This window comes from Pseudoalteromonas sp. P1-7a, assembly GCF_001401855.1.
Classification (GTDB): domain Bacteria; phylum Pseudomonadota; class Gammaproteobacteria; order Enterobacterales; family Alteromonadaceae; genus Pseudoalteromonas.
In genome coordinates this window covers 1-25,676 of record NZ_LKDU01000031.1, presented here as the reverse complement: position 1 = coordinate 25,676, position 25,676 = coordinate 1, and the positions used below count along the sequence as shown (strand labels likewise).

The following is a 25,676-nucleotide window of genomic DNA, read 5'->3' as shown; positions in this document are numbered from 1 at the left end:
AAAAAAATACCGGCTAAAGCCGGTATTAAATTACGCTACTCACTTAGCATGAGAGCAGTTGCGGCTTTTAAAACACCGGGGTAATCCTGCTCAGGAAGGTAATCGGTAAGTTGCCCAAGCTTATCGGCCAAATTGTTAATGCTATCTGCAGATACATTAATATGCCCCATTTTACGCCCAGGTTTTGCTGCCTTTCCGTACCAGTGGCTAGTTACATCACTAACGTTTAAAACCTCGGTAGGAATACATCCTTGGCCCAGCACGTTAATCATGGCGGTAATATGTTTAAGCTCTGTATTACCTAGCGGTAGACCTGCAACAGCGCGCATATGGTTTTCGAACTGTGAACAATGGCTGCCTTGCTGTGTCCAGTGCCCAGAATTATGAACCCGCGGCGCAATTTCGTTAACCAGTAAAGTGCCGTTAACATCAAAAAATTCAATGGCAAGTACGCCAACGTAATTAAGCTCGTTGGCAATTTTTGTAAATGCACTATGGGCTTGCTGCTCAATCAGTGTGTTATTTTTACCTGCAATCGATAATGTAAGCACGCCGTTGGTGTGCTCGTTTTCAGTAATTGGGTAAATAGCTACATTACCGTGTTTATCGCGTGCGCCAATAATAGAGACTTCACGGTCGAACGGGATCATTTTTTCAGCAATAATACTGTGCGGTGCATCCTGAGTGCCTGAGGCAATAAAGTCAGCCATTTCAGACCAAATTTGCTCTATTTGGTCATCTGATTTTAAACGCCACTGGCCTTTCCCATCGTACCCTGCTTGGCAGGTTTTAATAACCAGCGGCTTACCAAGGTTTTTAACCGCTAATTCTAAGTGCGCTTTTTCTGTGATCAGTTGGTAAGGCGCACATGCAACGTTTGTTTTATCGAGTAACGCTTTTTCTAGTGCGCGGTCCCCACCGGTTTTAATGGCGGCTTTTCCTGGATAAAATTTATTACTGTTACAGCACAGTGTTAGTACATCATCAGGAATGTGCTCAAACTCAGCCGTAATCGCATCAGCGTCACTAATTGCTTGCTCAAGTGTGGTAGTGAAAACTTCACCTGTTAGCGGGTGCATAATCTTTTGGCTGCCTACATCGTACGCAACCACATTTAAATTAAGGGGGGCGCCTGCTAGGCTCATCATTCGCGCAAGTTGGCCGGCACCTAAAATTAAAATTTTCATTTTTACTCTGCAGGATTAGGGTTAGCTAAAATACTCTCGGTTTGCTCTTTACGAAATGCTTCAATTTTTGCAAAAATCTCTGGGTTTTGGCACCCTAAAATTTGTGCAGCCAGTAAACCTGCGTTAGCAGCGCCCGGCTCACCAATGGCAAGTGTCCCTACGGCTACACCTTTTGGCATTTGGCAAATAGACAATAACGAATCGACACCGTTTAAGGCTTTAGATTTAACCGGTACACCTAGCACAGGAAGCGATGTAAATGCTGCAGCCATACCGGGTAAATGTGCAGCGCCACCGGCGCCAGCAATAATCACTTTTATGCCACGATCGCTTGCTGAATTTGCATAATCTGCAAGAAGTTGAGGAGTGCGGTGCGCAGAGACCACTTTCGTTTCGTACTCAATACCAAATTTTTCGAGCATGAGTGCTGCGTGTTCCATGGTTGGCCAATCTGATTTAGAACCCATAATAATGCCAACAGTCATAAATACTCCTCAGTAATGTATTTTAAAAATAGCGGACTTATGTCCGGTTTTAGGCGAGTATTATACCCAAACCAAGTTTAATTGCGACTCACAAAAACAAAAAAGCCATGTTTAAACATGGCTTTTACAGAGATGCAATTACAAAGCGATTATACTTCTTTGCTCGCTAGGTATTCACTGTAGTTGCCTCTAAAGTCAATCACCTGGCCGTCTTTAATCTCCCAAATACGGGTAGCAACTGATGATACAAACTGACGATCGTGCGAGACAAATAATAATGTGCCTTCATAGGCTTCTAATGCAAGGTTTAACGCCTCGATAGATTCCATATCCATGTGATTTGTAGGTTCGTCCATTAACAGTATATTTGGTTTATGCATCATAATTTTACCAAATAACATACGGCCTTGTTCACCACCTGAAATAACTTTTACAGACTTTTTAATATCGTTTTGCGAAAACAACATACGCCCTAAAAAGCCTCGGACCACTTGCTCGTCGTCACCTTCTTGTTGCCATTGCTCCATCCACTCAAACAAGTTCATATCTTTTTCAAACTCGTCAGCATGATCTTGCGCATAGTAACCAATGTTCGCATTTTCAGACCATTTAAACTCACCCGTTTTAGGTGCCAAACGCCCTGCAAGTGTGTTTAGTAATGTTGTTTTACCAACACCATTTTCACCGATAATGGCAATTCGCTCGCCAACTTCCACCAAGCCTTCTAAATTTGAAAACAAGGTATTGTCTTCAAAGCCTTGGCTAAGGTTACTTATCTCCAGCGCGTTACGAAATAGTTGCTTTTCTTGCTCAAAGCGAATAAATGGAGACTGGCGAGAAGAGGCTTTCACTTCTTCTAGCTGAATTTTATCAATGCGTTTTGCACGCGAGGTAGCTTGTTTAGCCTTTGATGCGTTTGCAGAAAAGCGTGATACAAACTGCTGTAGTTCAGCAATTTGGCTTTTCTTTTTAGCGTTTTCGCTTAATAGGCGTTCACGAGCTTGCGTTGCTGCAAACATGTACTCATCGTAGTTACCCGGGTAAATACGAAGCTCACCGTAATCAATATCGGCCATGTGCGTACATACTGAGTTTAAAAAGTGACGGTCATGCGAGATGATGATCATGGTGCAGTCGCGCTGATTAAGTACATCTTCTAACCATTTAATGGTGTAAATGTCCAAGTTATTGGTGGGCTCATCCAGTAACATAATATCAGGATCAGAAAACAGCACTTGCGCAAGTAATACACGTAGTTTAAAACCTGGCGCTATTTCAGACATTGGGCCGTAATGCTGCTCAGTACCAATACCAACACCTAGTAAAAGCTCACCGGCTTTAGACTCTGCAGAATAGCCGTCCATTTCGGCAAATTCAGTTTCTAAATCGGCTACTTTCATGCCATCTTCTTCGCTCATTTCTGGTAATGAGTAAATGCGGTCGCGCTCTTGCTTAATATCCCATAATTCTTTATGACCCATGATCACCGTATCAATTACAGAGTATTCTTCGTAAGCAAACTGGTCTTGGTTTAGTTTAGCCACGCGTTCATTTGGATCTGTACTTACGTTACCTGAAGATGGTTCTAATTCACCACTTAGGATTTTCATAAATGTAGATTTACCACAGCCGTTTGCACCAATTAAACCGTAACGGTTTCCTTCGCCAAACTTTGCAGATATGTTTTCAAATAACGGTTTAGCACCAAATTGCATGGTGATGTTAGCTGTACTAATAATAGCGCTACCCTCCAAGGGGACATGATGTGTTTAAATTGCGCGCAGTTTAAACTAAATACAGCTTTTTTTCTATGAAAGTTTAGGGTTGAAAGCACCCGAACTGTACCCTATTCCACTCATTAAATACCTAAATTAATCCCTAGCAAAGAGTGCTTAAAACGTGATTAAGTCAGTGAATGCTTATTCAACTAAAAAATGAGCTTATATCAAATATCACAGTTCGATTCATGCGCCATTACACAATTTTACTTGCCACCAATAAAGCCATTTAACTTAATAAGTCGATTGTTTATCGCAAAGCATTTTATAAAACAGATAGCAGCGTATATATTTATGATATAAAATGCTTTTTAGAGTTTTTACACTAGCGTTTTATTTTTATTCAACTTGAAAAATTCTCATTTTTAGCGCAGTTTGAACGCGCGTTTTTTAATCCTATTTAACTAGCTTTTAATTAAATAAAACCCATTCCTTAACAGTATAAAAACACCATTAACCTCCAGTGAATATTTATTCAAATTAGATCCTAATTTCAATGATAATTTTTCACTTTTGAGCCCATAATGGCTTTGCTAGTCTCATCCTTTGAAAATTTAATCTCATATTTAAAGTTAACACACACAAGGCATCACAAATGATTAAAAACTTTGTAACCCTGCTATTAGGAACAAGCATTGTAGTCGCGCCAGCGGTTTCAGCAATAGAGCTCTATAAGGATGATAAAAACACAATTAAAGTGGGTGGTTACCTTGATGTGCGCGTTATTAATACCCAAAACCAAACCGAAGTGGTAAATGGTACATCGCGTATTAACTTTGGGTTTACTCGAGAGCTAAAAAAAGACTGGTCTGCACTTGCGCTAGTTGAATGGGGTGTAAACCCTGTTGGTAGTAGCGATATTATTTACAATAACCGCTTTGAGTCTATTCAAGATGAGTTTTTATATAATCGTTTAGGTTATGCTGGCCTATCTCACGAAAAATACGGACAAATTACCATTGGTAAACAATGGGGAGCGTGGTACGACGTCGTTTACGGCACCAATAACAGCTTTGTATGGGATGGTAATGCTGCGGGTGTTTACACATACAATAAAGACGACGGTGCAGTAAATGGCACAGGCCGCGGTGATAAATTAATTCAATACCGTAATAGCTACAATGAATTTAGCTTTGCAGTTCAGGCACAGCTTAAAAACAGCGAATTTTATACCTGTGATGTTGATAATATTTCTGAAGATGCATGTGAAGCCCTTTGGAATACTGGCGACAGTGCAGCCCAAGAAGTTGAATTTAACTACACATTTGGTGGTTCTGTAACTTATAACGCAACCGATATGCTAACGCTAACAGCGGGAATAAACCGTGGTGAATTTGATGTAACGTACGGTGATGGCACTACCCAAACCGTTGAAGATTTAATTTTTGGTGCCGGTGTTATGTGGGGCAGCATTGAAAAGCCAGGTTTATACGTTGCAGCTAACATTAATAAAAGTGAAAACCACGATACGGATAACCTAGGGCGCTTAATTAAAGACTCTATTGGTGTAGAAACGTTTATGTCGTACCGATTTGACAACGATGTGCGCCCTTTTGTCGCTTATAACATTTTAGACGCTGGTGACGACTATGTTATTCAACCAAACTTTAATGCAGATCCTAACGATGTATTTAAGCGTCAATTTGCTGTAATTGGCGTTCATTACTTAATTGATGAAAACACCATTGCCTATGCTGAAGCACGTAAAGATTTTAGTGACTTTGAAAGTGACGATAAAGTTCAACAAGCGCAAATGGAGCAATCTGAGGACGATGGTATTGCTATTGGTTTTAGATACAAGTTTTAGATGCGACTGAATTTTAAAAAGCCCTGAGATATCAGGGCTTTTTTGTGTCAATTTTGCTATAAGGCCAAGGGTAACCCCTTAATTAAACTTATAATCGAAAATGTTAGCATTGAGTCATGCTTTTTTGAATTTCTGTCCGCGCGTTCAGTGCAATTTCAACAAATGCATCAACTGCGGCGTTGGTAAGTGTTTTTTTAAATTGGATTTCTACTGGTATTTGCGTAGTAATATCGTTAAGTGAAATAAAATGGCACCCTGCACTGTACAACTTGCGAACGCAGTATGGTGCAATAGCGACCCCAAGCCCTGCTGCTACCTCCGTAACTAATGTTTGCATATGCCTAGGTTGGCTAATAATATTTGGCGAAAAACCAGCTTTTTTGCATTGCATAATGGTTTCATCAAACAAGCCAAGCGCTTCTTCACGGTTGAAAATAATAAACTGCTCGTTTTTGAAAACCGCTAAATCAATACTGTCAGTAGTAGCAAGTGTATGATTGGTATTTACAATAGCGACTAAAGAATCCACATAGATACAGTGACTAAAATATTCATCAACTATTGAAACCGGTAATGGCCGTGAAAACGCAATATCTATACGCTCGTTTTTAAGCGCCTCTATTTGCTCTGTGGCTGTCATTTCAATAAGTGTAACGTGAACGTTTGGGTATTTTTCTTTGTAGCTACGCACAATCGCTGCCATAAATGTTAAACATGCAGAGCTTAAATGGGCAATGGTGAGAGAGCCAATTTGGCCGATGTGGGCACGTTTTACATTTGTTGTCGCTTGGTCTGTGAGCGCAATAATTTTATTAGCATCATTTAATAATTGCTCACCGGCTTCCGTAATAACTACATCGCGCGAGTTGCGAACAAACAAACTTACACCTAGTTCGGCTTCAAGACCAGATACATGCCTGCTTATTGCGGGTTGTACTGTATGTAATTCTCTCGCCGCAGCAGAGAAGCTCTTATGTTTAGCCACACTAATAAAACTTTTTAGTATTTTAATATCCACAACTTAACCAATAACGAAAATGTATAGATTCTATAAAATAATAACATTTTTGTTATTACACAAAAGGTTTTATTGTTTACACATTAATTAAACATGGGTATTAAGTATGTCTAGGGTAGAAACTAGTAATCATATAAGTCGATTTTTATTATTGTTAATGACAAGTGCCATTGCTGCAACCACCGCAAACTTGTATTACAACCAACCTATCCTGCCCTTAATAAAAGAAGCGTTTAATTTAAGCGACGCGCAATTAGGAAGCATTCCGGCATTAACACAATGTGGCTATGCCTTTGCACTTTTATTCATATCCCCCCTTGGTGATTCAATCCCAAGGCGTAAACTACTTAGTGTTTTATCTACCTTGTTAGTCTTAGCATCGCTTGCTGGTGCTCTAGCGCCTAACCTTATAGTGTTGCTTATTAGTGTTTTTTTAATCGGCGTAGGTGCCAATATTACACAGCAACTTATTCCTTTTGCGGCATCAATGGTAAGCGCTGAAAACAAAGGCGCTACGCTGGGTACATTAATGATGGGCTTAACCCTTGGAATATTACTTTCCCGTACGTTAAGTGGTTTTGTGGGTGAGCACATGGACTGGCAAAGTGTTTTTTATATGTCGGCAGCATTGGCCTTACTATTTGGCGCCCTTCTCTATGTGTTTTTACCGCTTAATAAACCATCCGCTAATTTACGTTATTTAGCACTTATAAAAAGCAGTTTGAGTTTGTTTAAACAATATAAACAACTGCGTATGTTTACGTTTTCAGGGGCTTGTTGGTTTGCTGCTTTCAATGTGCTTTGGGCAACACTTGCTATTTATGTAAGTGATGAGCCATTTAATTACAGTGCGCAACAAGCGGGACTCTTTGGTGTTATAGCCCTTGCTGGGGTTATTGGGGCAAAATTGGCGGGTAAGTTTGTAAATAAGTTTGACTCTACAAACGTTATTACACTATCGCTTTGCTTAATTGCGATAGGCTTTTTAATTACAGGACTATTCGGTAGCAGTTTAGTGGCGTTAATCGTTGGCATAATACTCATAGACTTTGGGGTGTTTAGCGCCCAAGTTTCAAATCAAGTACGTGTTTTTAGTATAGAACTCAGTGCACAAAGCAGGATAAACGGCATTTATATGCTCGGTTATTACCTTGGCGGGGCTATTGGTTCTGCTGCGGGTGTAAAAGCATTTGATGTATATGGCTGGTATGGCGTGATCACTATCAGTATTTTTTTCATCATTACAAGCGCCCTATTTAATGCGCTTGCTAAAAAAGCGTAAATTCAACATAAATTGGAGAGACTATGAATTCACTTAAAGCGGCCGGCAGCTTTACATTATTATGTATAGCTAGCTTAACCATTATGGTTGGCACTCTTTTAGCACCTGGTTTAGTTACCATTGCTAATGGTCTAGGCATACAAAGCAACAGCGTGTTATTAATTACTTTACCTTCTTTAGGTGCTGTGGTGTTTGCGCCTTTGGCCGGCAGGTTTATAGACAAATATGGCGCCTACACCTTACTTATTATCGGCTTATTCTTATACGGCTTATTAGGTGCATGTGCGTATTTTTTACATGGCCCAACCTTAGTATTTATTAATCGTTTTGCTTTAGGCGGAGTAACCGCAGTAGTTATGGCAAGTTGCACTGTATTAATTTCAATGTGGTATAGCGGCACAGCGCGTCTAAATATGATTGCCAAACAAGGCATGGCAATAGAGCTAGGTGGCGTTATATTTTTATTTTTAGGTGGTTTTTTAGCGTCAAAGTATTGGGGGCTACCTCTTGCTTTATATTTAATAGCTTGGGTGTTTTTAGCAATGTTACTCATGTTTGTGCCCCGCAAACAGCAAATATACACGCAAAACACAGAGCAAACTCAACAAATCAAAAAGAGCAATTCAAACGCATTAACTCTTAAAGGAGTTTATATAGTTTCAACCCTAGCTATGACCATATTTTTTACCTCAACCGTGCTGTTACCTATTACCTTGCACGCACTAAATTTTAATGAGTCTGAAATTGGCCAACTTTTGGCTTTTATATCGTTAGTTGCTGTATTCACCGCGGGTTTTATGCCTAGAGCAACTAAACGCCTTAGTGAAAAAAACGTATTAGCGATTGCATTTATTGCCTTTGGTTTATCTTACCTTTGCTTTATACAATCAAGCACATTGATATTAGTATTAGGCGCGCTATTAATTGGTATTGGCTTTGGTTTTAGCATTCCTCTTTTAAACCACATGACCGTAGAGCTAAGCCCCGAAAACGTTCGCGGACGTAACTTGTCATATTTTACCATGGCCGTATTCTCAGGGCAGTTTTTTACCTCGTTTATGGAATATATACCAGGGGGTGAACATAACGTATTTATAATATGCAGTATTTTAAGCGCTGTTGTGGCTATCGCCCTTTTTGTAAAACCTAAAGTAACTAAGTAATAATCAAAAGCCGATAGAGTTATCAAATAAGTAGCCAATTATCCCTTATTTATTGGTTATTTTTATTAATGCACACTCTTTAGCTAAGTTAAGTACTTAAGAATAACTTAGTATGATGTGTTCTTTTGCTGTAAGGCCACCAGCAATGGTTGTTGATTTAATTAATTGCGTTGTAAAGTCAGTTTTTTAGCTTTAGCAAACAAGTATAAATTAAAGCGATTATAAGCAAAAAGGCGAGCACTGTATATAAATACAGTGCTCGCCTTTTTTATAACAAACCAATAAAGTAGATCAGTGCCCCAGCGTTACCCACTGCTTAATTTCAAGTGCGGTCATTATTAGCTCTACAGAAAAAGCGGCCAGTATCATCCCCATTACACGCGTTAAAATAGATGCACCTCCCGTACCTATTAGTTTTATAATTTTGCCCGACAGCAACAACAAAATTAAGGTTACACCCAGCACTGCTAATGTAATTAACGCTGTGCCCATTTGGGTGGTAATTGGGTGAATATGATTATCGGTTAATAATATAACGGCTAAAATAGCCCCTGGTGTCGCGGTAGCAGGTATAGCAAGCGGAAACACTGCAATATCATGCCCTGGGTCTTGTTTTGCTTTATTGGAGTCGCTGCCAAATATCATTTGCAGGCCAAACAAAAATAAAATTATCCCGCCCCCTAACTGAAACGATACCAGCCGTATACCCATCGCATTTAAAATAAGCTGCCCTATTAAAATAGAGCCCAGTAACACAGCCCCTGCATATAGCACCGTTTTAAACGCAGTTTTACGACGTTGTTGATCAGTTAAATGAGAAGTGAGCGCAGCAAAAAGCGCCATGGTACCTATTGGGTCTATGGTGGCCCAAATAACGAGGGCATCTTGAGATAGTTTTTCTAGCATATAAAATCCTTGTTAAGCGAACACGTTTAAAAAACTCGGGTAACAAATTCATTTGCTTACGCTTAACTATAAGCCAAACTGGCTATTTTTTATATTGCATTTGTTCCTCTTATGATGAAATTTACTAACGTGTATAATAAAATACAGCACTAAAACATTCCTAATTCAGCACTAAACGTGTTTATACCAAATAGAATGCTCACCTAAGCTAAAGCCTAATTTAACTAATAAGTTATGCGAACGCGCATTATCTGCACTTACTTGCGCCGCTAAGTAATTAAGCGGTATAGCCTGCTTAAGTGTTTTAACAAAGCCGGTAATCACCTCAAACATAATGCCTTTATCCCAATACATAGGGTCAAGCTCAAACCCAATAAACGCCTTACTTTTACAAGGCGATAAATTATAAAGCCCACAGGTACCCATTAACTTGCCGGTAATATTATGTTCAATAGCCACTCTTATCACTTCGCCTTCGTAATAGGCGGTAATATCATCTTGTATTAATTGCTTAATTTGGCACTTACTTAACGGGGTTTGATAGTCGTTAAATTCGCTCACCTGCGGGTGGTTCAAAATAGTAAATAACTGCGGGGCATGCTTATGAGTAATTAAACGCAATGTAACGCGTTCAAGCTGAGTTGTTTTAAACATTTTATACAGGAGTTAAAATAGCGCTTTATGGTTAAGCATTATTAACTTACCATAACGTATTCACAAGCATTATCTTTATAGCCAATATTGAGAGCAATAATGAGCGACGATTTTAAAGTAATTCAACCTACCACAACCGTATACTGCCCTAAACGCGGTGAGGGCTGGACCCTAACAGGCATTACTAATATAAACGAGTTTACCTCGGTAATGTTTAACGGCACACGTTATACACTCCCCGCTCGCGAAATTGTAGAAGAGCTGTTACCAAACCAACTCGCCCGAGAGCAAAATAGCTAACGCCCGTGTATAAAAGCAGTAGTGGCTGCCAGTGTGCAGCCACCTATATAAAGCGTAACTAGTGGCTAAAATGTATCGTCTTCACTGTATACATTTACTTTTAATTCGTCTTCATCTTCAAAAACAACAAACGTAATAGGCTTACAACAAACTTGGCAATCCTCTATGTATTGCTCATCAGTATCTGCTGCATCTAGCAATACCTCAATACTTTCACCACAATACGGGCAACTTATCGATTTTTCGGTTAACTGGTTCATTTACCACCTGCTACTTTGATCTCAATGCTTTCACTTTATTAAACACACTCTAATAATACAACCGTGTGCTATACGGGTACTCACTCAAATGTGGCTTAAATTAAAAAGTATTACGTACATTATTTGTTATCTTATATACGCTCACAATGAAATAGTAATAACACTTAGTAGGTCTAGCTATTAAGAATATGTATTTAAACTCAAACTAAAGGTAGATTATCCTATGAAAAAATCACTGAAACTTGCATTAACATCTGCCGCAATTTTGTTTAGCACGTTTACTCATGCAGCTAAAACCGAAAAAACAGTGTTAGCCGGTGGTTGTTTTTGGTGTATGGAAAGCGACTTTGAAAAACTCGAAGGCGTCAAAGATGTTATATCAGGCTTTACAGGCGGTAAAATTAAAAACCCGACCTACAATGGTAACCATCAAGGCCATTATGAAGCAGTACAAATTACTTACGACCCTGATGTAGTAAGCTACAAAGGCGTACTTGATCATTTTTGGGTAAATATCGACCCCTTTGATGCCAAAGGCCAATTTTGTGATAAAGGGCCTAGTTATTTAAGCGCCATATTTGTAGCTAACGAGCAAGAACGCAAAATAGCAGAGCAAACCAAACAAGCAGTAATAGCGGAATTCCCTAATCAAACAGTGGTCACGCCAATACTAAATGCCAGTACTTTTTACCCAATTAAAGGTAAAGAAAGCTACCATCAGGATTATTACAAAAATAACCCTATACGATACAATACCTACCGCTGGCGGTGTGGACGTGACAACCGCCTAGAAGAAATTTGGGGTGACAGAGTCACTCATTAAAAGCCTATAGTAAAATGCTTGATGGGTTAACACAAACCCATCAGCTAAAACCCATCAGCTAAAAGCTAAAAGCTAACTCTATTTAATCAGCCCATAATTATCAACATTATCTTGATTCTGTTTCCTAAAGTAGCCCGTTTATCTACTTTATTAAATATAATAAATTGCACTCCTAGATTGATATAAGCTAATTCAACAACTGGAGTAACACATTATGTCTGCCACCCAATTACAACTTGCTCGTGCTCTAGCGTTACCTTCAAGAGAGGCTATGTTAAATCGTGAGCACTCAGTACAGCATTTTTGGTACAACAACGACCAACTACTTACACAAGCCTGGAAAGAGTGGGAAGAAACAGAAGTAGATACAACCACCTTTACCCTTGACGATTCATTACTCGATAAAAACTTACGTGAAGCCGTTAATGCTGCATGGCAAAATCCATCAAAAGAGCATTTAGTAAAATCACTACTAGAAGAAGTAGCGACTGATGTGTATCAGTTTCAATTTTTTGATCCTGAACGCCTAGCAGTTTTACGTGGTTACCTAGAAAAAGTATGGAATGCTAACATTCCTATGCGTCCACCGTACGGTATTGTATTAAACCGACGCGGCGCCATGCTCGACAAACGCTCAGAGGGCTATTTAGCTGCTCCTAGTTTTCAGGCATTTTATAACCAAGTATTAAATACATACATGCGCCCTATTTCACGTTTATTGTTTCCTGAGATCATAGGTTACGATACGCAAACGTTTGGGTTTTCTATTTATTACGACCCTAACACTGATGCATCTATTCGCCCGCATACTGATGCATCATCAGTAACACTTAATATTAATTTAAATCTGCCAGGAGAAGAATTTAGCGGCTCAGAGCTTGATTTTTATGACCAAAAAAATGGCAAAGTAGTACAACTTAGTTTTAAACCTGGCAGCGCCATGATCCATAAAGGCAGTGTACCACACGCGGCAAAACCGATAACCAGTGGCGACAGAACAAACCTAGTATTATGGCTTTTTGGCGATAATGGCCGTATACCTGCACCGGGTTCAAAGCGCACAGAAATTGATCCAATAGCGCGTTGGACTACACCTAAAACAACACCGGACGGCTATGCTCCTTTTTAAAGCGGAGTTAAACTTGTCCGCATAAGCACTCATATAGCCCATTAAAGTTATTAAATCGTACTTTAATGGGCTATTTACTTGTTACGTAATCACTTAGTTACTATCTTTTGAGTATGATGATTTAAATTATACACCCTAATGAAGTTACCCTTTTTTATAGCAATCACACTACTTTTATTTACTTTTGCCAATACAGCAGCGGCTAAACAAAAACTGGTGGTTGGGTTTGGCGAAACACTGCCGCCATTTGTAATATCACATACACACAGTGGCTTAACCATTGATATTATTAAAGCGGCCTTAACGCCTTTAGGGTACCAAATAGAACCACGCTATTACCCCTATACGCGCCGCGCTAAAGGCTACATTAAAGGCAGAATCGATGTCATTGCCGATATAAATTTAAATACCGCTAACGGAAACCTACTCAATGGGTATATTTCTGATGAGGCGTACGTATACGAAAATATGGCAATATCTCTAAAAAGCAACAACTTCAACTTTACATCAATAGCAGACTTAGCGAATTTCAGCTTAATATCATGGCCCAGCGCAGCCATTCAGTTAGGCGAAGAATACGCAAAAATGGCTAAAGCGAATACGCAATATTACGAGGTTCATGACCAATCGTTGCAAGTAAAAATGCTTTTTTCAAACAAAGCTGATGTCATTCAGATGGATAAACAAAGTTTTGATTACTATCGCTCAACCCTTAAAGGTATTGATACCACACAACCTGTAGATCGTTTCGCGTTGTTTGGTAAAAGCCCAAATGGCTATTTATTCAAGTCTAAAAAGCTACGTGATGACTTTAACTTACAGCTGCAAAAATTAAAAAACTCAGGGGAGTACTACAAAATTTTTGAAAAATACAAACACGCTAATTAATGTTTGTAGTAATTGAGTAAACAAAAATAAAGGCCGCTTTAAGTAAGCGGCCTTTTGATTTTCAGCGAATGAGTGGTCGCTGAACTTTTAGCTTAAAGCATTTTAAAACTTATAGGATGCAGAAAACTTAACGTTTCTTGGTGTACCAGGTTGTACCCACGCATCAGCAAACGAGTTTGTGTAATACGTTTCATCAAACAGGTTATTTACCTCAGCCGTAATGCCAATCGCGTCTGTTACTTGGTAATTTACAAATGCACGTGCGGTTGTGTAGCTTGGTAACTCAAAGTCGGTACCAAAAAAGCCATTGCGGTTATCAACATATAATAACCCACCGCCAAATTTTATTGCTTTGCCATGTAGCTCGCCCGATTTAACCAGTTGTAAGCTAAGTTGGTGCTCTGGTACGTTTAACAATGGCTCTCCGGCTTCAACGGTGTAGCCAAAGTTAGCATCAAAAAATGAGTTTTCTATTTGAGCATCAACATATGCATACGATGCCCAAATTTCTACACTATCGGTAAGCTCTCCCGTTATATCAATTTCTATCCCTTTACTTTGCGCTTCACCAATCGCTGCATAAGTAAACGCGGTAGGGTCGTCTACCACTAGCATGTTGTCTTGCTCTACTTTAAATAGGGCAACCGTTCCAAATAACGCGCCATCGTTTAATGTAAATTTAACCCCAAGCTCTGCAGAAGTGGATTGGTTAGGCTCAAAACCGTCGCCGTTGGCATCGGCGCCCGAAAGCGGACGAAAGTTTTCACCGTATGCGCCATAAACAGAAACATAATCACTGGCTTCATAAACCACGCCAAACTGCGGGCTCACGCGTGACTCAGTTTGTCTTGTTTTTGTGCCTGCTAAACGATTATTTAAGCGCTGCTCGTAATCATCAAAACGTGCACCAATACGAATATCTAATTTATCGGTTAAGCTTATTTGGTCTTGAATAAAAATGCCTACAGACTCTTGAATTTCTACACGGTCAGTATTCGATGTGGGCGTGGGTAATTCATATGCGCCGTAAACAGGGTTAAATACATTAATATATTGCTCGCCCCGTACACGCAGAATAACTTGGTCGTTTTCAAATCTATCGCTATCTATACCAATAATTAAACGGTGCTCAAAACCGCCCAGCTCAATACTTCCGCTTAGCTCTGCACGCAATACGTGGTATTTGGCATCAAAGTCGCGGTAGCGTCTAAAGCGGTTTACTTCGCCATCTACTACGCCACCAAAACCCGTTTCGGTTGCAAAACCTTCCATAGAGGTATCGCGGTAGTTTGCACCAAACAAAATGCTCCAGTTATCATTAAAGTCATAAATATATTCTAACTGATGCCCCAGTACGTCGGCTTCAATCGGACCATCCCCCGGCTCGCCTAAAAAGCGACTTTCAGGGATAAGCCCAAGCTCACCGTCTATGGCTAATACGCCTCTATCAAAGGGTACTTCTTGGTTAGAGTATTCAAGTTCGTATATTAATTGGCTGTTGTTATCAATATTCCACACTATTGATGGGCTAAACCCTTGCTTTGTAGTTTCTATTGTATCTCTAAAGCTTTTTGCGTCTTGGTAAAAGCCAACCAGTCTAATTGCTACGTCGTCGTTAAGTGGCGTTGTGTAATCAACATCGCCGCGGTAAGTATCAAAACTCCCTACTGAAACTTTAATTTCACCTTCGGTATCAAACGTTGGGCGTTTTGTAACTAAGTTTACTGTGCCACCGGGTTCGCCTCGGCCAAATAAAGCGGCACGTGGGCCTTTTAATACCTCAACCGACTCAATACCCGATAAATCACGCGATCCACCAAACCCACGCCCAGCATTAAACCCATTTACTAAATAATTACTGGGTAAGTTTTCATCGCCGACAAAACCACGTAATGCAAAACTATTCCAAAGCCCACCAAAGTTGTTTTGGCGCGCAACAGAGGCTGATAAATCAAGAGCCTGGTCAAGGCTCACTGCACCTGCGTTTTCAAGTGATTCTAAATCAATTTTAAGCTCGGATTGCGGTGTTTCTAAAGGGCTAAAGTTACCTTGATAAGCTTGGCGAGATGCAACAATCGTCACTTTTTCTATTGCGTCATCCTTTACGTCTTTACTTGGTTGGTTTTGCTCAGCAGCTATAACTTGGCTGCTAAATAAGCTTACTAAGCACGTACTTAAATAAGTGAGCTTAAGCCCTGTTGGTTTGGTTTTCATTTTTAACCTTATGAGTAATATAAGTATTTTATAATTATGTTGTAATTTAAATAGCGCTAAACAGGTGCGTTTAGCGCTGTATTTTTAGTTACTGCTTTGAGTGGTGTTTTCAAAACGTGGCATGTTTTCAAGTGCTTTTTTTGTTGGATCGCCTTTGTAAAATAACCAAGGGTAGTAAAACTCCCGCAATTGCTTGTGGTAATCCCTAATTTGCTGCTCATAATCATAAGCTGCAATCGAGTCAGTTTTAGCGGCACGGGTTAAACTACGCTGTAGTAAAAGCGGTGGCGAAATCAACGATACAAAACCAGCTAGCTCATATTTTTTAGCTGCGGCATCGCGGTAGGCTTTCGAAAGCTCAGCGGCTTTTAAATCGCCCATGTGTTGAAATGCGTAATACCATTTCCATTCAAACTCGCTACTCATATCTATATAAGGCGCAAGCGCTGGGTACTCTTTAATAAAAGGTTGCATGGTTGCAGATTTTGGTAAATCCCAAGCATCGTTTACCGCTTCTCGCTGGGTAAGCATAATGTCACCCCCTTTAGGAGAGTGCACAGACTGGTTAATAGCAAGGTCGCCTAAAATAGGAATAATAAAAGCAAATAATACCCATAAACCAATTAAAGAAGAGGCAACACGCGGTGCACTACTGGCATTTTTACCCCACCACACACTAAGCGCGGTCCAAAAGGCAAGATAAGCAATACATAAAACCGATACATAAGCTACTTCAACTGCGTTGGCTCCAGCTATAATTGCCCCCACATAAAATGGCAGCATTAAACACACTATTACTGCTATAAAGCGCACGGTAATACGTGCCCCCCACAATGCAAAGTAAGACTTAGCTGTAGTAACGAGTAAATCGTGCCTGCCGCTGGTACGCTCAATTGCAAATAAATCATGGAACAGCAAAATAATAACCAATGGCGCTAACGCACTAATTACAAATACAAAATCGATTTTACCAGCTTGGGCAAGCTCAGCATTTTGTGCATCGCTTTCGTAAATTTGCCCCTCAAGTGCAAGCAAATTAATACGGTGTTTCCACGGGAATATATCGCGCTCACCTAAAGCCGCAAAGGCAAGCGTTGAAGGCTGCGAATACGTTAAATGAAAACTGTAATACGCTAGCATGCCCGCATCGTTTTGCTTTTGCTGTACTTTAGCGCGGTCGCTTTGATCTGCTGCTTTTAAGCGCTCTATTGTTTGCTGCTGGGCATTTACTTCGCTAAGCCCGCTGTATATTGCAAAACCTGATAAAACAAAGCTACACAGCAACAATACAACTAGGTATTTTTGGCGCAGTAAAAAACCCCATTCACGTGTAAGTTGTGTAATTAAATAACTCATATCAAACGTTTTCCTACAAATTTAATACCGCCTACCAGAACTACAATCCACAGCAATAACTGCAAAAACGCAGGTACACTCCTTTGTGCACGAACATCTGCACTGTCTACATCAAAGTTAAAGTTTTGCAGTATTTGCCAGTTTTCTGCACTTACACGTGCTTTTTTAGTCGCTGCAGCATCGGCATTGCGATTCATATCGGTTTGATAATCAAGTTTTTCAATGTGAACTTTGTTAAGCCCTTGAACAAAATCAAAACGTAACTGCTCGGTTTCGCGTAAAAAACGATGGTGGGTTTCTATACTGGTGCCCGCCACAATCATCGACAGCGAGCGAATAGCAACCATAGGCGATACCCAACCAAAGTGACGCGATACTTGTGTTTGCTCAAGTTCACTTTGCATACGCTGCTCAGCAAATTGATTAAGCACTTTAGCTTGTTTAGCTTCTGATTCGCTTGCTACTAACCCTCTAAAGTTTACCGGCAGCTCAGCAATACTATTTACGTTGTACTTTTTAAGGAGTGATTGTTTAAATTGCTTAAATGCAGGATCGTTGGTGTTATGGCCATCACCTAGTTTTCTAAGCTCAGCTTTAACGGCAAAATCGGTTTCTATTTTACCGGCAGATGGCACAGCTGTTGAGGCACTGGTACTTGCTACGCGTGGCATTACAATGCACAGTAAAATCCATACAAACGCAAGCGCCGTAAAGCTACCGCTGTTTTTACTAAACACGCTCGATGCTAATAAAATAAGTAATACCCACACAGATAAATACAACGCATACCCGGCAACAAAACTTGCAACTGCTAATAGGCTTTCACCCGCCGATAGCGTCAATAAGGCCGATATAGCCAATGGCGTAATGATTAAACCCACAACAGAGAGTAAAGCCAACCCTTTACCGGCAATAAGCGTACTGCCCTTGGTGCCTTGCGCTAATAAGTACGACAGCGTTTGCGATTCACGCTCGCGGCTAATAGAGCTGTAACCAATTAATATAAGCAGTAACGGCGCTAACGTTTGCACTATAAAAGCAGGCGTTAGGCTACCTAATTTAGTAAGCGCTGTACCTTGGCGCTGCTCTGCAAACATGGCGCTATTTTGTCTGTGCCCTTCTAAAAATATTGAGTTACCTGTGTAGGCATCAATCCCAGGGTCAAGTGTGCTAAGTGGTGTTGGCGTTCTAAAAGCGTAATGCCCATAATGCACCATTCTGTGTGGATGACGATCGGGTTGATCAACAAAGTTTTGCTCAGCATGTGTTTGTAACTCGTGGCGTGCATGGCTAAGTTCGTGCATTGTAATGGCAGTCACCACCACCGATGAAAGCGTTAATAATAAACCGATAGCTAAAACGGTCATTGCCAGTTTAGAGCGACGCCAATAGCGCCACTCATCTTTGGCAACTATCACCACCTTTGATAAATTATTTAAGCCCATTACGCGCCTCTTTGTGCAAACGCAGCATGTACTTGCTCGGTATCAATGCGGCCATTTTCAGGCGCATCAAATTCGCCCACCAGCTCACCGGCTCTTAATAAACCAATACGGTTAGCTACTTGGCACGCGCCGTATACATCATGAGTCACCATTAAAATAGTCGCACCTGTTAATGCCAGCTCGCGTACCAGCTGGTTAAACTCATCTATAGCAACAGGGTCAAGGCCCGAGGTAGGCTCATCAAGTAAAAAGATGGGTGCTTCACGTAAAATAGCCAGTGCAATCGCAGTTTTTTGTCTCATGCCTTTAGAGTACGTTTGCATAGGGCGCTCCCATGCAGCCTGTTGCAGCGCAACACGATTAAACGCTGCGTTTACTTGCTCATCTGTTTTTTTAATATCAGCAAGTGATAAAAAATAGTCTACGTTTTCGCGGGCGGTTAAATGCGGGTATAGCGTTGCCGACTCGGGTAAATACGCTGTTTTACCGCGTACAAAATCAAGCGCGTGTGTTACCTCTTTACCCGCTACCTTTACAGAGCCTTGCGTTGGCTTGTTAAAACCCAGTAACGTTTTTAACGTGGTTGATTTACCCGCACCGTTACCACCAAGTAATGCGTAAATTTCGCCTGAAGCTACATTAAAATTTAAGTTTTTTAAAATGACGTTATTTTTAATGCTAAAACTTAACGAGTCGACTTTAATAATTGCTTCGCTATTAATAGCCTGGGATTTATTCAGCGGTGTTTGATTAATTGCCTTAGGTGTACTCACATTCAAACTCTATTTAGGAAAAAACAATGCGCGGATGTTATACTATATCAAGTAATTTATGCAACACTATAACATCCCCCTTTGGTTAACAAATGATAAAATTTTTTATATAAAACAGTGCATATTAAAATTTTTACGCATCACTTATTCATTTTTGGCAAATGCTAAAAACAATCCTAAATACTGTGTGTGTTTTTTAGTTATCAGCCTAATTTATTTAGTAAAATGGTGTAGTTAAGTTGGGTATATAAAATATTGTGCTATCTTTTTATTATATTAAGTGTAAATAAATACGAGCTAACATGCTGCATCGAGGCACAATTGCCATAGCGTTATTGGCAACCTTTGTAACAAATACAACCTATGCAAACGACTTTGATATACAATTTAGTGGATTTGCCTCTTTAACCCTTAGTTACACTGACGACTCAGATATTGGCTTTGCATCTAGCTACTCAAATGAAAACGACGCCGGTTTTTCCGCAACCCGAGACTCTATTGTAGGTGGACAAGCTAATATATCACTGGCTAAAAAATGGGATTCGGTTTTTCAAGTTGTAATACAAGATCATGCCTTTAAAAGCTTTGATAATTTTTTAGAGCTGGCCTTTGTACGTTACCGCCCTAACCGCCACTGGGCTATTCGGGCTGGTAGGCTAAACAGCGACCTTTATTTACTCTCTGAATACCCTTATGTTGGATACGCTTATTTATGGGTGCGCCCACCACATTCGTATTACTCGTTTGCTAACATTGCAGGCAATTTTGATGGTGTAGATGTTGAATACAGCAAAGCTATAAACGAGGGCTTTTTACGTATTAAACTTGCCTACGGCAGTTCCACCGCAAAGTTAGAAGCCTATAATGACGATTTTTTTATTGATTTCGATAATTTGGCCACCTTTAGTGCAGCTTATACCTTAGATGCATGGACACTGCGTTTTTCGTTATCACAATCAAACTTTGGTGATTACAAATTAACGTCTTTAGATGAGTATTTAGGTGCCCTTGATGCAGTACCGCAAAGTATATGGCCGCAAGCACGCGCTATATCAGATAAATTTAACACTAAAGGTAACAGCATAGAATACGCTGCGTTTGGGGTTACGTACGATTATAACAACTGGCTTATCCAATCTGAATTAGGTGTTTCAGAGTCTGATTGGATAGTGGCACCATCAGTACTAAGCACGTATGTTAGTGCAGGTTACCGAGTTGACAACGCAATATTTTATACCGGATTTTCTGGCGCTAAAAATCGTCGTGATGTAGTCGAAATAACCCCACCGGTGTTTTTACCAGGCACGCCAGAGCAAGTGTCTCAACCTATACAACAGCTAGCAGCTGTAACTCAATCTGCGGTCAGAATTACCAACGTTCACCAGCACTCTATTAACATTGGCGTAAAATGGCACCTATCTGATCGTATTGCGCTAAAAGCCCAGTTAGACCGCTTTGATATAAAACCCCAAGGCGCTGGTTTATGGAGCTTAAATAACCGCGACGATGCCATAAAAAGTAATACAGTACATATATTTAGTTTAAACGCGAGCATGGTGTTTTAGTTATGATAAATCACCGTACCCTATTCATTAAAGCTGTAGTGCCTATATGCTTACTTATTCTTAGTGTGCATGCACAATCAACAGAGTTTGCCGTAGTCGTAAATAAAAACAACGCAATAAATAGCCTTTCAAAACGCGAAATTATTGATATTTACATGGGCCGCTATTTAACATTCCCAGACGGTGAAACCTCACAACCCTTTGATTTACCCGCACAGTCAGCACTTAAAAACGATTTTTACTTAAAGCTAGTTAATAAAGACGAGCAAAAAATAAATGCTTATTGGGCTAGGCTGTTATTTTCAGGCCGTGCTAAGCCCCCCTCGCCCTCAGCTTCTGTAAAAGATGCGTTAAACAAAATAGCATCATCACCATTTGCGATTGGCTACATTCCGCTATCGCAAGTGACCGATGCAGTAAAAGTGGTTTATACAGTTGATTAAATTTATTAGCCAAAAACTTTATATACGGGTTGCTCTATCAATAGCTATGGTTGCTATTGTTGTGTCTATCGTCTCGTCCATGCTGTCGTATTACTCAGGCTTTAAAGAAAAGAAAAACACCAATTACCTACTCGTTAAACAACTAGCGCAAACAATGGAAAAAACAGCCGCTATAGCCGCTTACTTAAACGACAAAGAATTAAGCCAAGAAATTGTTAATGGCCTTATCAGTAACGATTTAGTACAAGGCGCGAGCCTACAAGGAGAAACAAACGCACAAGGCGAAATAGCGTTGTTTATTGCCAATGGCACGATTAACAAACAAAAAGAAGCCGTGTCAGTGAAGCTCGTTCACCCTTTTTTAGAAGGCGCCTATATAGGGGGATTATCAATATACCCCGACGATAAATTTATACAGCAACAAGCACAGGCAGCACTTAAAAAAGAATTTATTTTAATGCTAATACAATCTATTGTAATCGCATTTTTTGTCTCGCTGGTTGTGCAGCGCTGGCTTACTCAACCCATTCAAAACCTAACCGACAGCTTTGCTAAAATAAACCCGAGCGAGCCAGAAACCCTTAAAATGCTAACGTTTAAGCAAGGCAAACGAGACGAAATAAGCCGCTTAACGCACGGTATAAATGCCCTTATGCACGAGCTACATTTAACCATTAGTAATGAGCAAACACTGCGTAAAAAAACCCAAGCGCTTGAAGCTAAATTTAGACTGATATTTGAACAAGCCAGCGCTGGTATTTGTTTACTTGATGATAAAAACACAATCACCACCTTCAACCCAGCATTTGAGCATTACTTTACGGTACCTGGCGAAAAAGAATTACCAACTTTGCATTTTCCTGAGCTTTTGGGCAATGTAGACGAACTACAAAGCCTACTAGTCGCTATTCGCTCAGCGCAAAACCCACCGCAAACGACCTTAGATGTAGAATGCAAAGTGGGTCACAAAACGCTCTGGTTTCATTGCTTATTTGTAAGATTGAACGATCAAAGAGAAAGCAAACGACACCCACAGCAACTAGTAGAAGTTATTTTACATGATGTAACCGATCGTGCAGAACGTGAACTACAAACCCGCTTTGAAGCCGATCATGACCCACTCACAGGTCTATTAAACCGACGCGCTGGTGAAAAACGCCTTAATAAAGCCTTACAAGAATGCACTGAACACAATCAACACCTAGTTCTTATGATGATAGATTTAGATAAATTTAAACCCATAAACGACACCTACGGCCACGAAGCCGGAGACAAAGTGCTAATTGAAACAGCGCACAGATTTAAAACACTTTTTCATGAAAAAAACGATATGTGTATCCGCTTAGGCGGTGATGAATTTATTGTTGCAAGGCTCGTAACTTTTTACGATAAAGCGGCAACACATCAGCAAGCTATTACTTTACTTAATGAACTACAACAAGCCATTACTATTGCGCCAAGTAAAACATGTGCCATTGGTGCCAGCATAGGTATTGCGATAGCCCCTACTGATGGCACTCAACTTCACCAATTAATGCACAATGGCGATAAAACCCTCTATCACGTAAAAGAAACAGGCCGAGGAAAAGTGGCCTTTTATGAAGATATAAAAAATTAGCTAGCGAATGCTACAGCATTTTTAAGGCTTTTAAATAATCTTTATTATAAAAATAAGCCGCTAAACCAAAATACGAAATAACACCTAAATAAGCGATTGGAAAGTGACTATATGCGCTAAGGTAGATAAGCAATAATATAAAGAACAGGCTAATGCTAAAGCAAACCACTGCCAAAAGCCTGCCTAACCAAGATATAGATTGGGCAGCAATATTTAAAACAAACAAAATAATAGCGCCAAATATTACATACCCTAAAGTGTTTAAATCTTCCCCATGCGCTAAACCGTCTTCGCTGTAGTACATCATGTAATGAGCAAGCGGAGTCAGTGCTAATAAAGCCCAAAAACCATAACTGCTCCACGTTGATGAAACAAAATAGTGACTACCAATGTTAGGCGCAGGAAACGATGCTTTATATCTATTTTGATTTATAAGAAATGACCTTTCATTTAGTCTGCTAAACTAAAATAGCTACGCTTATTATTGATTTTTATAAAAATAATTACAACTTACTTCATAGTTCACAAATCCACACTAGTAAAAAGTGATAAATCAGCCCTCTAAAACATAGATTTACATCCAAACCTTTAAAGTAAATTGAACAATTAAGTTTTTGATTGCTAGAATGCCAACCTATTTTTCTATCAAGAGATACAATGGCAAATTTCAATACTCATCTTAATACTGCAGTCATCATTACCGGCTTAGGTTCAGCCACTTTATTATCTGCAGGCCATATCGATTTAAACGGCGCACTTTGGTTATGGGTTTTAGGCTCAATTGGCGGCTTATTACCCGACATAGACTCAGATAACTCTACATCACTCGATACTATTTTTAACTTATTTGCACTGAGCGCTGTATTACTGGTGCTGCATTACATAACCACCGAGCTTATTATTACAATTAGTTTTGTAGAGTTAATTGTGGTGCCATTATTGGTGTACGGATTCATGAAATACATTGTTAGGCCCATTTTTGAATGGATAACCGTACATAGAGGTAGTTGCCACTCGTTATTATTTTTGCTGCTATGCGCGCTATTAACCACGCAAGTAACGTGGAAACTTAATGACCAATCAACCGCACACGCCGCTACTTTTGCTTGGTTAGCAGGTGGATTTGTTTTACTCGGCGGGTTAATTCATTTATTACTCGATGAACTTTACAGTGTAGATTTAAATAATGTCACCATTAAACGCTCTTTTGGTACTGCGCTTAAAATTGCCGACTTTGATAATAAACTGATAACGTTAGCATCGGTTATTGCTATTGCGGGTTTAATTTATGTAGCCCCGCCTATCGAGCAAACGATTACCGCATTAAGTGATTGGTCTGATTTTAGGCTTTTATCTTAATAAGAGGGGTTAATAGCTAAAATCAATGCCACTTTGCTAGTTTAAGTTTAATTAAACGTACACATTTTAGCCTTTTTGTAATTAATTATTATTTTTATTGGTTTAAGTGAAATTTTAAAATCGCTTTACCTGTCTTATAGCGGCAATACTTTCATCTGTTTGATGTGTGCAAAGCGACTGAAACTTTTAAAGCGTCAAATATAAAATTACAAGAGGACCATAATGGAATTTACACATAAACGCACCACCCTAGTTACAGCATCGTTATTGTTGCTATTAGCAATATCACAGGGTATTTATTCAGCGCTTTATACTGCTGAAATTAGTTTTTCAAGGCAGGTTGCGTGGGGGCTAGAGGCACTGGTATTTACTTTACTTGTTGCCTTTGCAGGCACGGCTATGGTGCAAGCAAAAAACGCTCAGTTAGGCTGGTCTGCTATCGCGTTTAGCGCAGTACTTAACATAGTGCAGGTAAGCGTTGGCCTTACGTTGTTTTCAACATTTGGTAAAGTGGCGGGCACAGTAGAAGGCGCACAACCTTTAATTGGTGGTGTGGTGTCGTTGTCATTCATGATTTACTACGCAGCTAAATTATTATTAGGCTTAGCAGCACTTGTATTTGGCTTATCATTTATTGCTAAAGGTGGCAAAGCCGTAGGTAGCCTTACAGCCCTTGCAGGCGCAGTTGCAATGCTTGCCAATGCAATATTAATTACCTGTGGCCGTGACGGGTTCTTGCCATCAGGTGTTGCTGGTGCATCAGGCATGATTGCAACATTACTTTTAGCAATCTGTTTATTTAGCCTTAACCGTAAAGCAGACTAAGGTTTAATACCTTATAAGTAATGTACTTATTTAGATAAGTTATAAACATCGGCGTGTATTAGAGTGCTAATCCGCCGATGTTTTACGTTTAAAGCGTTTAGATTTAAAAAGCTAAACGCCTCAATTATTTATAGCTAATTCATAAAGAGGCTATGAGGCGCTTATATTTTGATGTGTGAAGTCAAGATTTGACCCCTTTAGCTTCCGAACCCCTTTAGCTTCCGACCCCATTAGCTTTCCTGCCGCGTATTTCTCGCTCAGCCTCTTCCTTTAGTTGCTCAAGCTCTTTCGACCGGAAGACTAGCGCCATGGACTTCCCAGCTTTCACTAGACAGTTTTTAACTCAGAATAGTACGCTTCTTCAAACTTAGCAGGTGAAACACCGCCTGTGTGTGAAT

The 25,676-nt window shown here is 39.9% G+C and carries 23 protein-coding genes; 12 read left to right on the top strand and 11 right to left on the bottom strand.

Annotated elements, in window-relative coordinates; all coding sequences use genetic code 11:
• Positions 1-35: 35 nt before the first annotated feature.
• The 3 genes from AN389_RS16310 to AN389_RS16300 form a co-directional block, all read right to left on the bottom strand.
• Entirely contained in the window at positions 36-1,187 is a 1,152-nt protein-coding gene (locus AN389_RS16310; protein WP_055014799.1) for a 5-(carboxyamino)imidazole ribonucleotide synthase, read from the bottom strand.
• Between the two features lie 2 nt (positions 1,188-1,189).
• Positions 1,190-1,672: a 5-(carboxyamino)imidazole ribonucleotide mutase gene (gene purE / locus AN389_RS16305; protein WP_055014800.1), complete on the bottom strand. Its 483-nt coding sequence runs from the start codon at positions 1,670-1,672 to the stop codon at positions 1,190-1,192.
• A gap of 149 nt (positions 1,673-1,821) precedes the next feature.
• Complete coding sequence (locus AN389_RS16300) at positions 1,822-3,411, bottom strand: ABC-F family ATPase (RefSeq protein ID WP_082422686.1); 1,590 nt, start codon at positions 3,409-3,411, stop codon at positions 1,822-1,824.
• A gap of 634 nt (positions 3,412-4,045) precedes the next feature.
• Here AN389_RS16300 and AN389_RS16295 point away from each other — a divergent pair.
• Entirely contained in the window at positions 4,046-5,257 is a 1,212-nt protein-coding gene (locus AN389_RS16295; RefSeq protein ID WP_055017634.1) for a porin, read from the top strand.
• 103 nt (positions 5,258-5,360) lie between these two features.
• Here the strand turns inward: AN389_RS16295 and AN389_RS16290 are convergent, their stop codons facing one another.
• Positions 5,361-6,275 carry a LysR family transcriptional regulator gene (locus AN389_RS16290; protein WP_055014803.1) on the bottom strand — a complete coding sequence of 305 codons (915 nt, stop codon included), beginning with the start codon at positions 6,273-6,275 and terminating at the stop codon, positions 5,361-5,363.
• 106 nt (positions 6,276-6,381) lie between these two features.
• Between AN389_RS16290 and AN389_RS16285 the strand changes: the two genes are divergently transcribed.
• Together AN389_RS16285 and AN389_RS16280 are read left to right on the top strand one after the other, a co-directional pair.
• Positions 6,382-7,557: an MFS transporter gene (locus tag AN389_RS16285; protein WP_055020261.1), complete on the top strand. Its 1,176-nt coding sequence runs from the start codon at positions 6,382-6,384 to the stop codon at positions 7,555-7,557.
• Between the two features lie 23 nt (positions 7,558-7,580).
• Positions 7,581-8,720: an MFS transporter gene (locus tag AN389_RS16280; RefSeq protein WP_055020260.1), complete on the top strand. Its 1,140-nt coding sequence runs from the start codon at positions 7,581-7,583 to the stop codon at positions 8,718-8,720.
• A 291-nt stretch (positions 8,721-9,011) separates the two neighbouring features.
• Here AN389_RS16280 and AN389_RS16275 read toward each other — a convergent pair whose 3' ends face one another.
• A complete protein-coding gene (locus AN389_RS16275) occupies positions 9,012-9,626 on the bottom strand; it encodes a MarC family protein (protein WP_055014806.1) in 615 nt (204 codons plus the stop codon).
• A gap of 171 nt (positions 9,627-9,797) precedes the next feature.
• Positions 9,798-10,280: a GNAT family N-acetyltransferase gene (locus tag AN389_RS16270; protein ID WP_055020259.1), complete on the bottom strand. Its 483-nt coding sequence runs from the start codon at positions 10,278-10,280 to the stop codon at positions 9,798-9,800.
• 99 nt (positions 10,281-10,379) lie between these two features.
• On the opposite strand from AN389_RS16270, the gene AN389_RS16265 reads away from it, so the two are divergent.
• Positions 10,380-10,580 carry a hypothetical protein gene (locus tag AN389_RS16265; protein WP_055014808.1) on the top strand — a complete coding sequence of 67 codons (201 nt, stop codon included), beginning with the start codon at positions 10,380-10,382 and terminating at the stop codon, positions 10,578-10,580.
• A 65-nt stretch (positions 10,581-10,645) separates the two neighbouring features.
• Here AN389_RS16265 and AN389_RS16260 read toward each other — a convergent pair whose 3' ends face one another.
• On the bottom strand, positions 10,646-10,840 hold the full coding sequence (locus AN389_RS16260; RefSeq protein WP_055014809.1) for a CPXCG motif-containing cysteine-rich protein: 195 nt from the start codon (positions 10,838-10,840) through the stop codon (positions 10,646-10,648).
• A gap of 223 nt (positions 10,841-11,063) precedes the next feature.
• Between AN389_RS16260 and msrA the strand changes: the two genes are divergently transcribed.
• The 3 genes from msrA to AN389_RS16245 all read left to right on the top strand — a co-directional run bounded on the left by msrA (position 11,064) and on the right by AN389_RS16245 (position 13,680).
• The gene (msrA, locus tag AN389_RS16255; RefSeq protein WP_055020258.1) at positions 11,064-11,663 is read left to right on the top strand and encodes a peptide-methionine (S)-S-oxide reductase MsrA; all 600 of its coding nucleotides are present in this window, start codon (positions 11,064-11,066) and stop codon (positions 11,661-11,663) included.
• A 214-nt stretch (positions 11,664-11,877) separates the two neighbouring features.
• Positions 11,878-12,792: a 2OG-Fe(II) oxygenase family protein gene (locus AN389_RS16250; RefSeq protein ID WP_055017639.1), complete on the top strand. Its 915-nt coding sequence runs from the start codon at positions 11,878-11,880 to the stop codon at positions 12,790-12,792.
• A 138-nt stretch (positions 12,793-12,930) separates the two neighbouring features.
• Complete coding sequence (locus AN389_RS16245; RefSeq protein WP_055014813.1) at positions 12,931-13,680, top strand: ABC transporter substrate-binding protein; 750 nt, start codon at positions 12,931-12,933, stop codon at positions 13,678-13,680.
• Between the two features lie 102 nt (positions 13,681-13,782).
• Here AN389_RS16245 and AN389_RS16240 read toward each other — a convergent pair whose 3' ends face one another.
• The 4 genes from AN389_RS16240 to AN389_RS16225 all read right to left on the bottom strand — a co-directional run bounded on the left by AN389_RS16240 (position 13,783) and on the right by AN389_RS16225 (position 19,468).
• A complete protein-coding gene (locus AN389_RS16240) occupies positions 13,783-15,894 on the bottom strand; it encodes a TonB-dependent siderophore receptor (protein ID WP_055020257.1) in 2,112 nt (703 codons plus the stop codon).
• A gap of 84 nt (positions 15,895-15,978) precedes the next feature.
• Positions 15,979-17,250, bottom strand: coding sequence for a DUF3526 domain-containing protein (locus tag AN389_RS16235; protein WP_055020256.1), 1,272 nt, complete (start codon positions 17,248-17,250; stop codon positions 15,979-15,981).
• Positions 17,247-18,695 (bottom strand): DUF3526 domain-containing protein, encoded by a 1,449-nt coding sequence (locus AN389_RS16230; RefSeq protein ID WP_055020255.1) that lies wholly within the window; start codon positions 18,693-18,695, stop codon positions 17,247-17,249. The genes AN389_RS16235 and AN389_RS16230 overlap by 4 nt, the downstream gene beginning before the upstream one ends.
• Entirely contained in the window at positions 18,695-19,468 is a 774-nt protein-coding gene (locus tag AN389_RS16225; protein ID WP_082430571.1) for an ABC transporter ATP-binding protein, read from the bottom strand. Before AN389_RS16225 ends, AN389_RS16230 begins: the two co-directional genes overlap by 1 nt.
• Before the next feature lie 302 nt (positions 19,469-19,770).
• Between AN389_RS16225 and AN389_RS16220 the strand changes: the two genes are divergently transcribed.
• The 5 genes from AN389_RS16220 (at position 19,771) to AN389_RS16195 (ending at position 25,278) form a co-directional block, all read left to right on the top strand.
• Positions 19,771-21,033, top strand: coding sequence for a hypothetical protein (locus AN389_RS16220; protein WP_055020254.1), 1,263 nt, complete (start codon positions 19,771-19,773; stop codon positions 21,031-21,033).
• A gap of 2 nt (positions 21,034-21,035) precedes the next feature.
• Positions 21,036-21,476 (top strand): hypothetical protein, encoded by a 441-nt coding sequence (locus AN389_RS16215; protein WP_055014818.1) that lies wholly within the window; start codon positions 21,036-21,038, stop codon positions 21,474-21,476.
• Positions 21,469-23,094, top strand: coding sequence for a sensor domain-containing diguanylate cyclase (locus AN389_RS16210; protein ID WP_055020253.1), 1,626 nt, complete (start codon positions 21,469-21,471; stop codon positions 23,092-23,094). The genes AN389_RS16215 and AN389_RS16210 overlap by 8 nt, the downstream gene beginning before the upstream one ends.
• A gap of 657 nt (positions 23,095-23,751) precedes the next feature.
• A complete protein-coding gene (locus AN389_RS16200; RefSeq protein ID WP_055020251.1) occupies positions 23,752-24,453 on the top strand; it encodes a metal-dependent hydrolase in 702 nt (233 codons plus the stop codon).
• Between the two features lie 222 nt (positions 24,454-24,675).
• A complete protein-coding gene (locus tag AN389_RS16195; RefSeq protein ID WP_055017646.1) occupies positions 24,676-25,278 on the top strand; it encodes a hypothetical protein in 603 nt (200 codons plus the stop codon).
• The last annotated feature ends 398 nt before the right edge of the window (positions 25,279-25,676 follow it).

Excerpts from the sequence above, each read along its gene's own strand:
- AN389_RS16220 (WP_055020254.1), top strand. The coding sequence starts at position 19,771 with ATGCTGCATCGAGGCACAATTGCCATAGCGTTATTGGCAACCTTTGTA.
- AN389_RS16265 (WP_055014808.1), top strand. The coding sequence starts at position 10,380 with ATGAGCGACGATTTTAAAGTAATTCAACCTACCACAACCGTATACTGC.
- AN389_RS16310 (WP_055014799.1), bottom strand. The coding sequence starts at position 1,187 with ATGAAAATTTTAATTTTAGGTGCCGGCCAACTTGCGCGAATGATGAGC.
- AN389_RS16295 (WP_055017634.1), top strand. The coding sequence starts at position 4,046 with ATGATTAAAAACTTTGTAACCCTGCTATTAGGAACAAGCATTGTAGTC.
- AN389_RS16280 (WP_055020260.1), top strand. The coding sequence starts at position 7,581 with ATGAATTCACTTAAAGCGGCCGGCAGCTTTACATTATTATGTATAGCT.
- purE (WP_055014800.1), bottom strand. The coding sequence starts at position 1,672 with ATGACTGTTGGCATTATTATGGGTTCTAAATCAGATTGGCCAACCATG.
- AN389_RS16200 (WP_055020251.1), top strand. The coding sequence starts at position 23,752 with ATGGCAAATTTCAATACTCATCTTAATACTGCAGTCATCATTACCGGC.
- AN389_RS16270 (WP_055020259.1), bottom strand. The coding sequence starts at position 10,280 with ATGTTTAAAACAACTCAGCTTGAACGCGTTACATTGCGTTTAATTACT.
- msrA (WP_055020258.1), top strand. The coding sequence starts at position 11,064 with ATGAAAAAATCACTGAAACTTGCATTAACATCTGCCGCAATTTTGTTT.
- AN389_RS16195 (WP_055017646.1), top strand. The coding sequence starts at position 24,676 with ATGGAATTTACACATAAACGCACCACCCTAGTTACAGCATCGTTATTG.
- AN389_RS16240 (WP_055020257.1), bottom strand. The coding sequence starts at position 15,894 with ATGAAAACCAAACCAACAGGGCTTAAGCTCACTTATTTAAGTACGTGC.
- AN389_RS16260 (WP_055014809.1), bottom strand. The coding sequence starts at position 10,840 with ATGAACCAGTTAACCGAAAAATCGATAAGTTGCCCGTATTGTGGTGAA.
- AN389_RS16285 (WP_055020261.1), top strand. The coding sequence starts at position 6,382 with ATGTCTAGGGTAGAAACTAGTAATCATATAAGTCGATTTTTATTATTG.
- AN389_RS16230 (WP_055020255.1), bottom strand. The coding sequence starts at position 18,695 with ATGGGCTTAAATAATTTATCAAAGGTGGTGATAGTTGCCAAAGATGAG.
- AN389_RS16245 (WP_055014813.1), top strand. The coding sequence starts at position 12,931 with ATGAAGTTACCCTTTTTTATAGCAATCACACTACTTTTATTTACTTTT.
- AN389_RS16215 (WP_055014818.1), top strand. The coding sequence starts at position 21,036 with ATGATAAATCACCGTACCCTATTCATTAAAGCTGTAGTGCCTATATGC.
- AN389_RS16235 (WP_055020256.1), bottom strand. The coding sequence starts at position 17,250 with ATGAGTTATTTAATTACACAACTTACACGTGAATGGGGTTTTTTACTG.
- AN389_RS16275 (WP_055014806.1), bottom strand. The coding sequence starts at position 9,626 with ATGCTAGAAAAACTATCTCAAGATGCCCTCGTTATTTGGGCCACCATA.
- AN389_RS16250 (WP_055017639.1), top strand. The coding sequence starts at position 11,878 with ATGTCTGCCACCCAATTACAACTTGCTCGTGCTCTAGCGTTACCTTCA.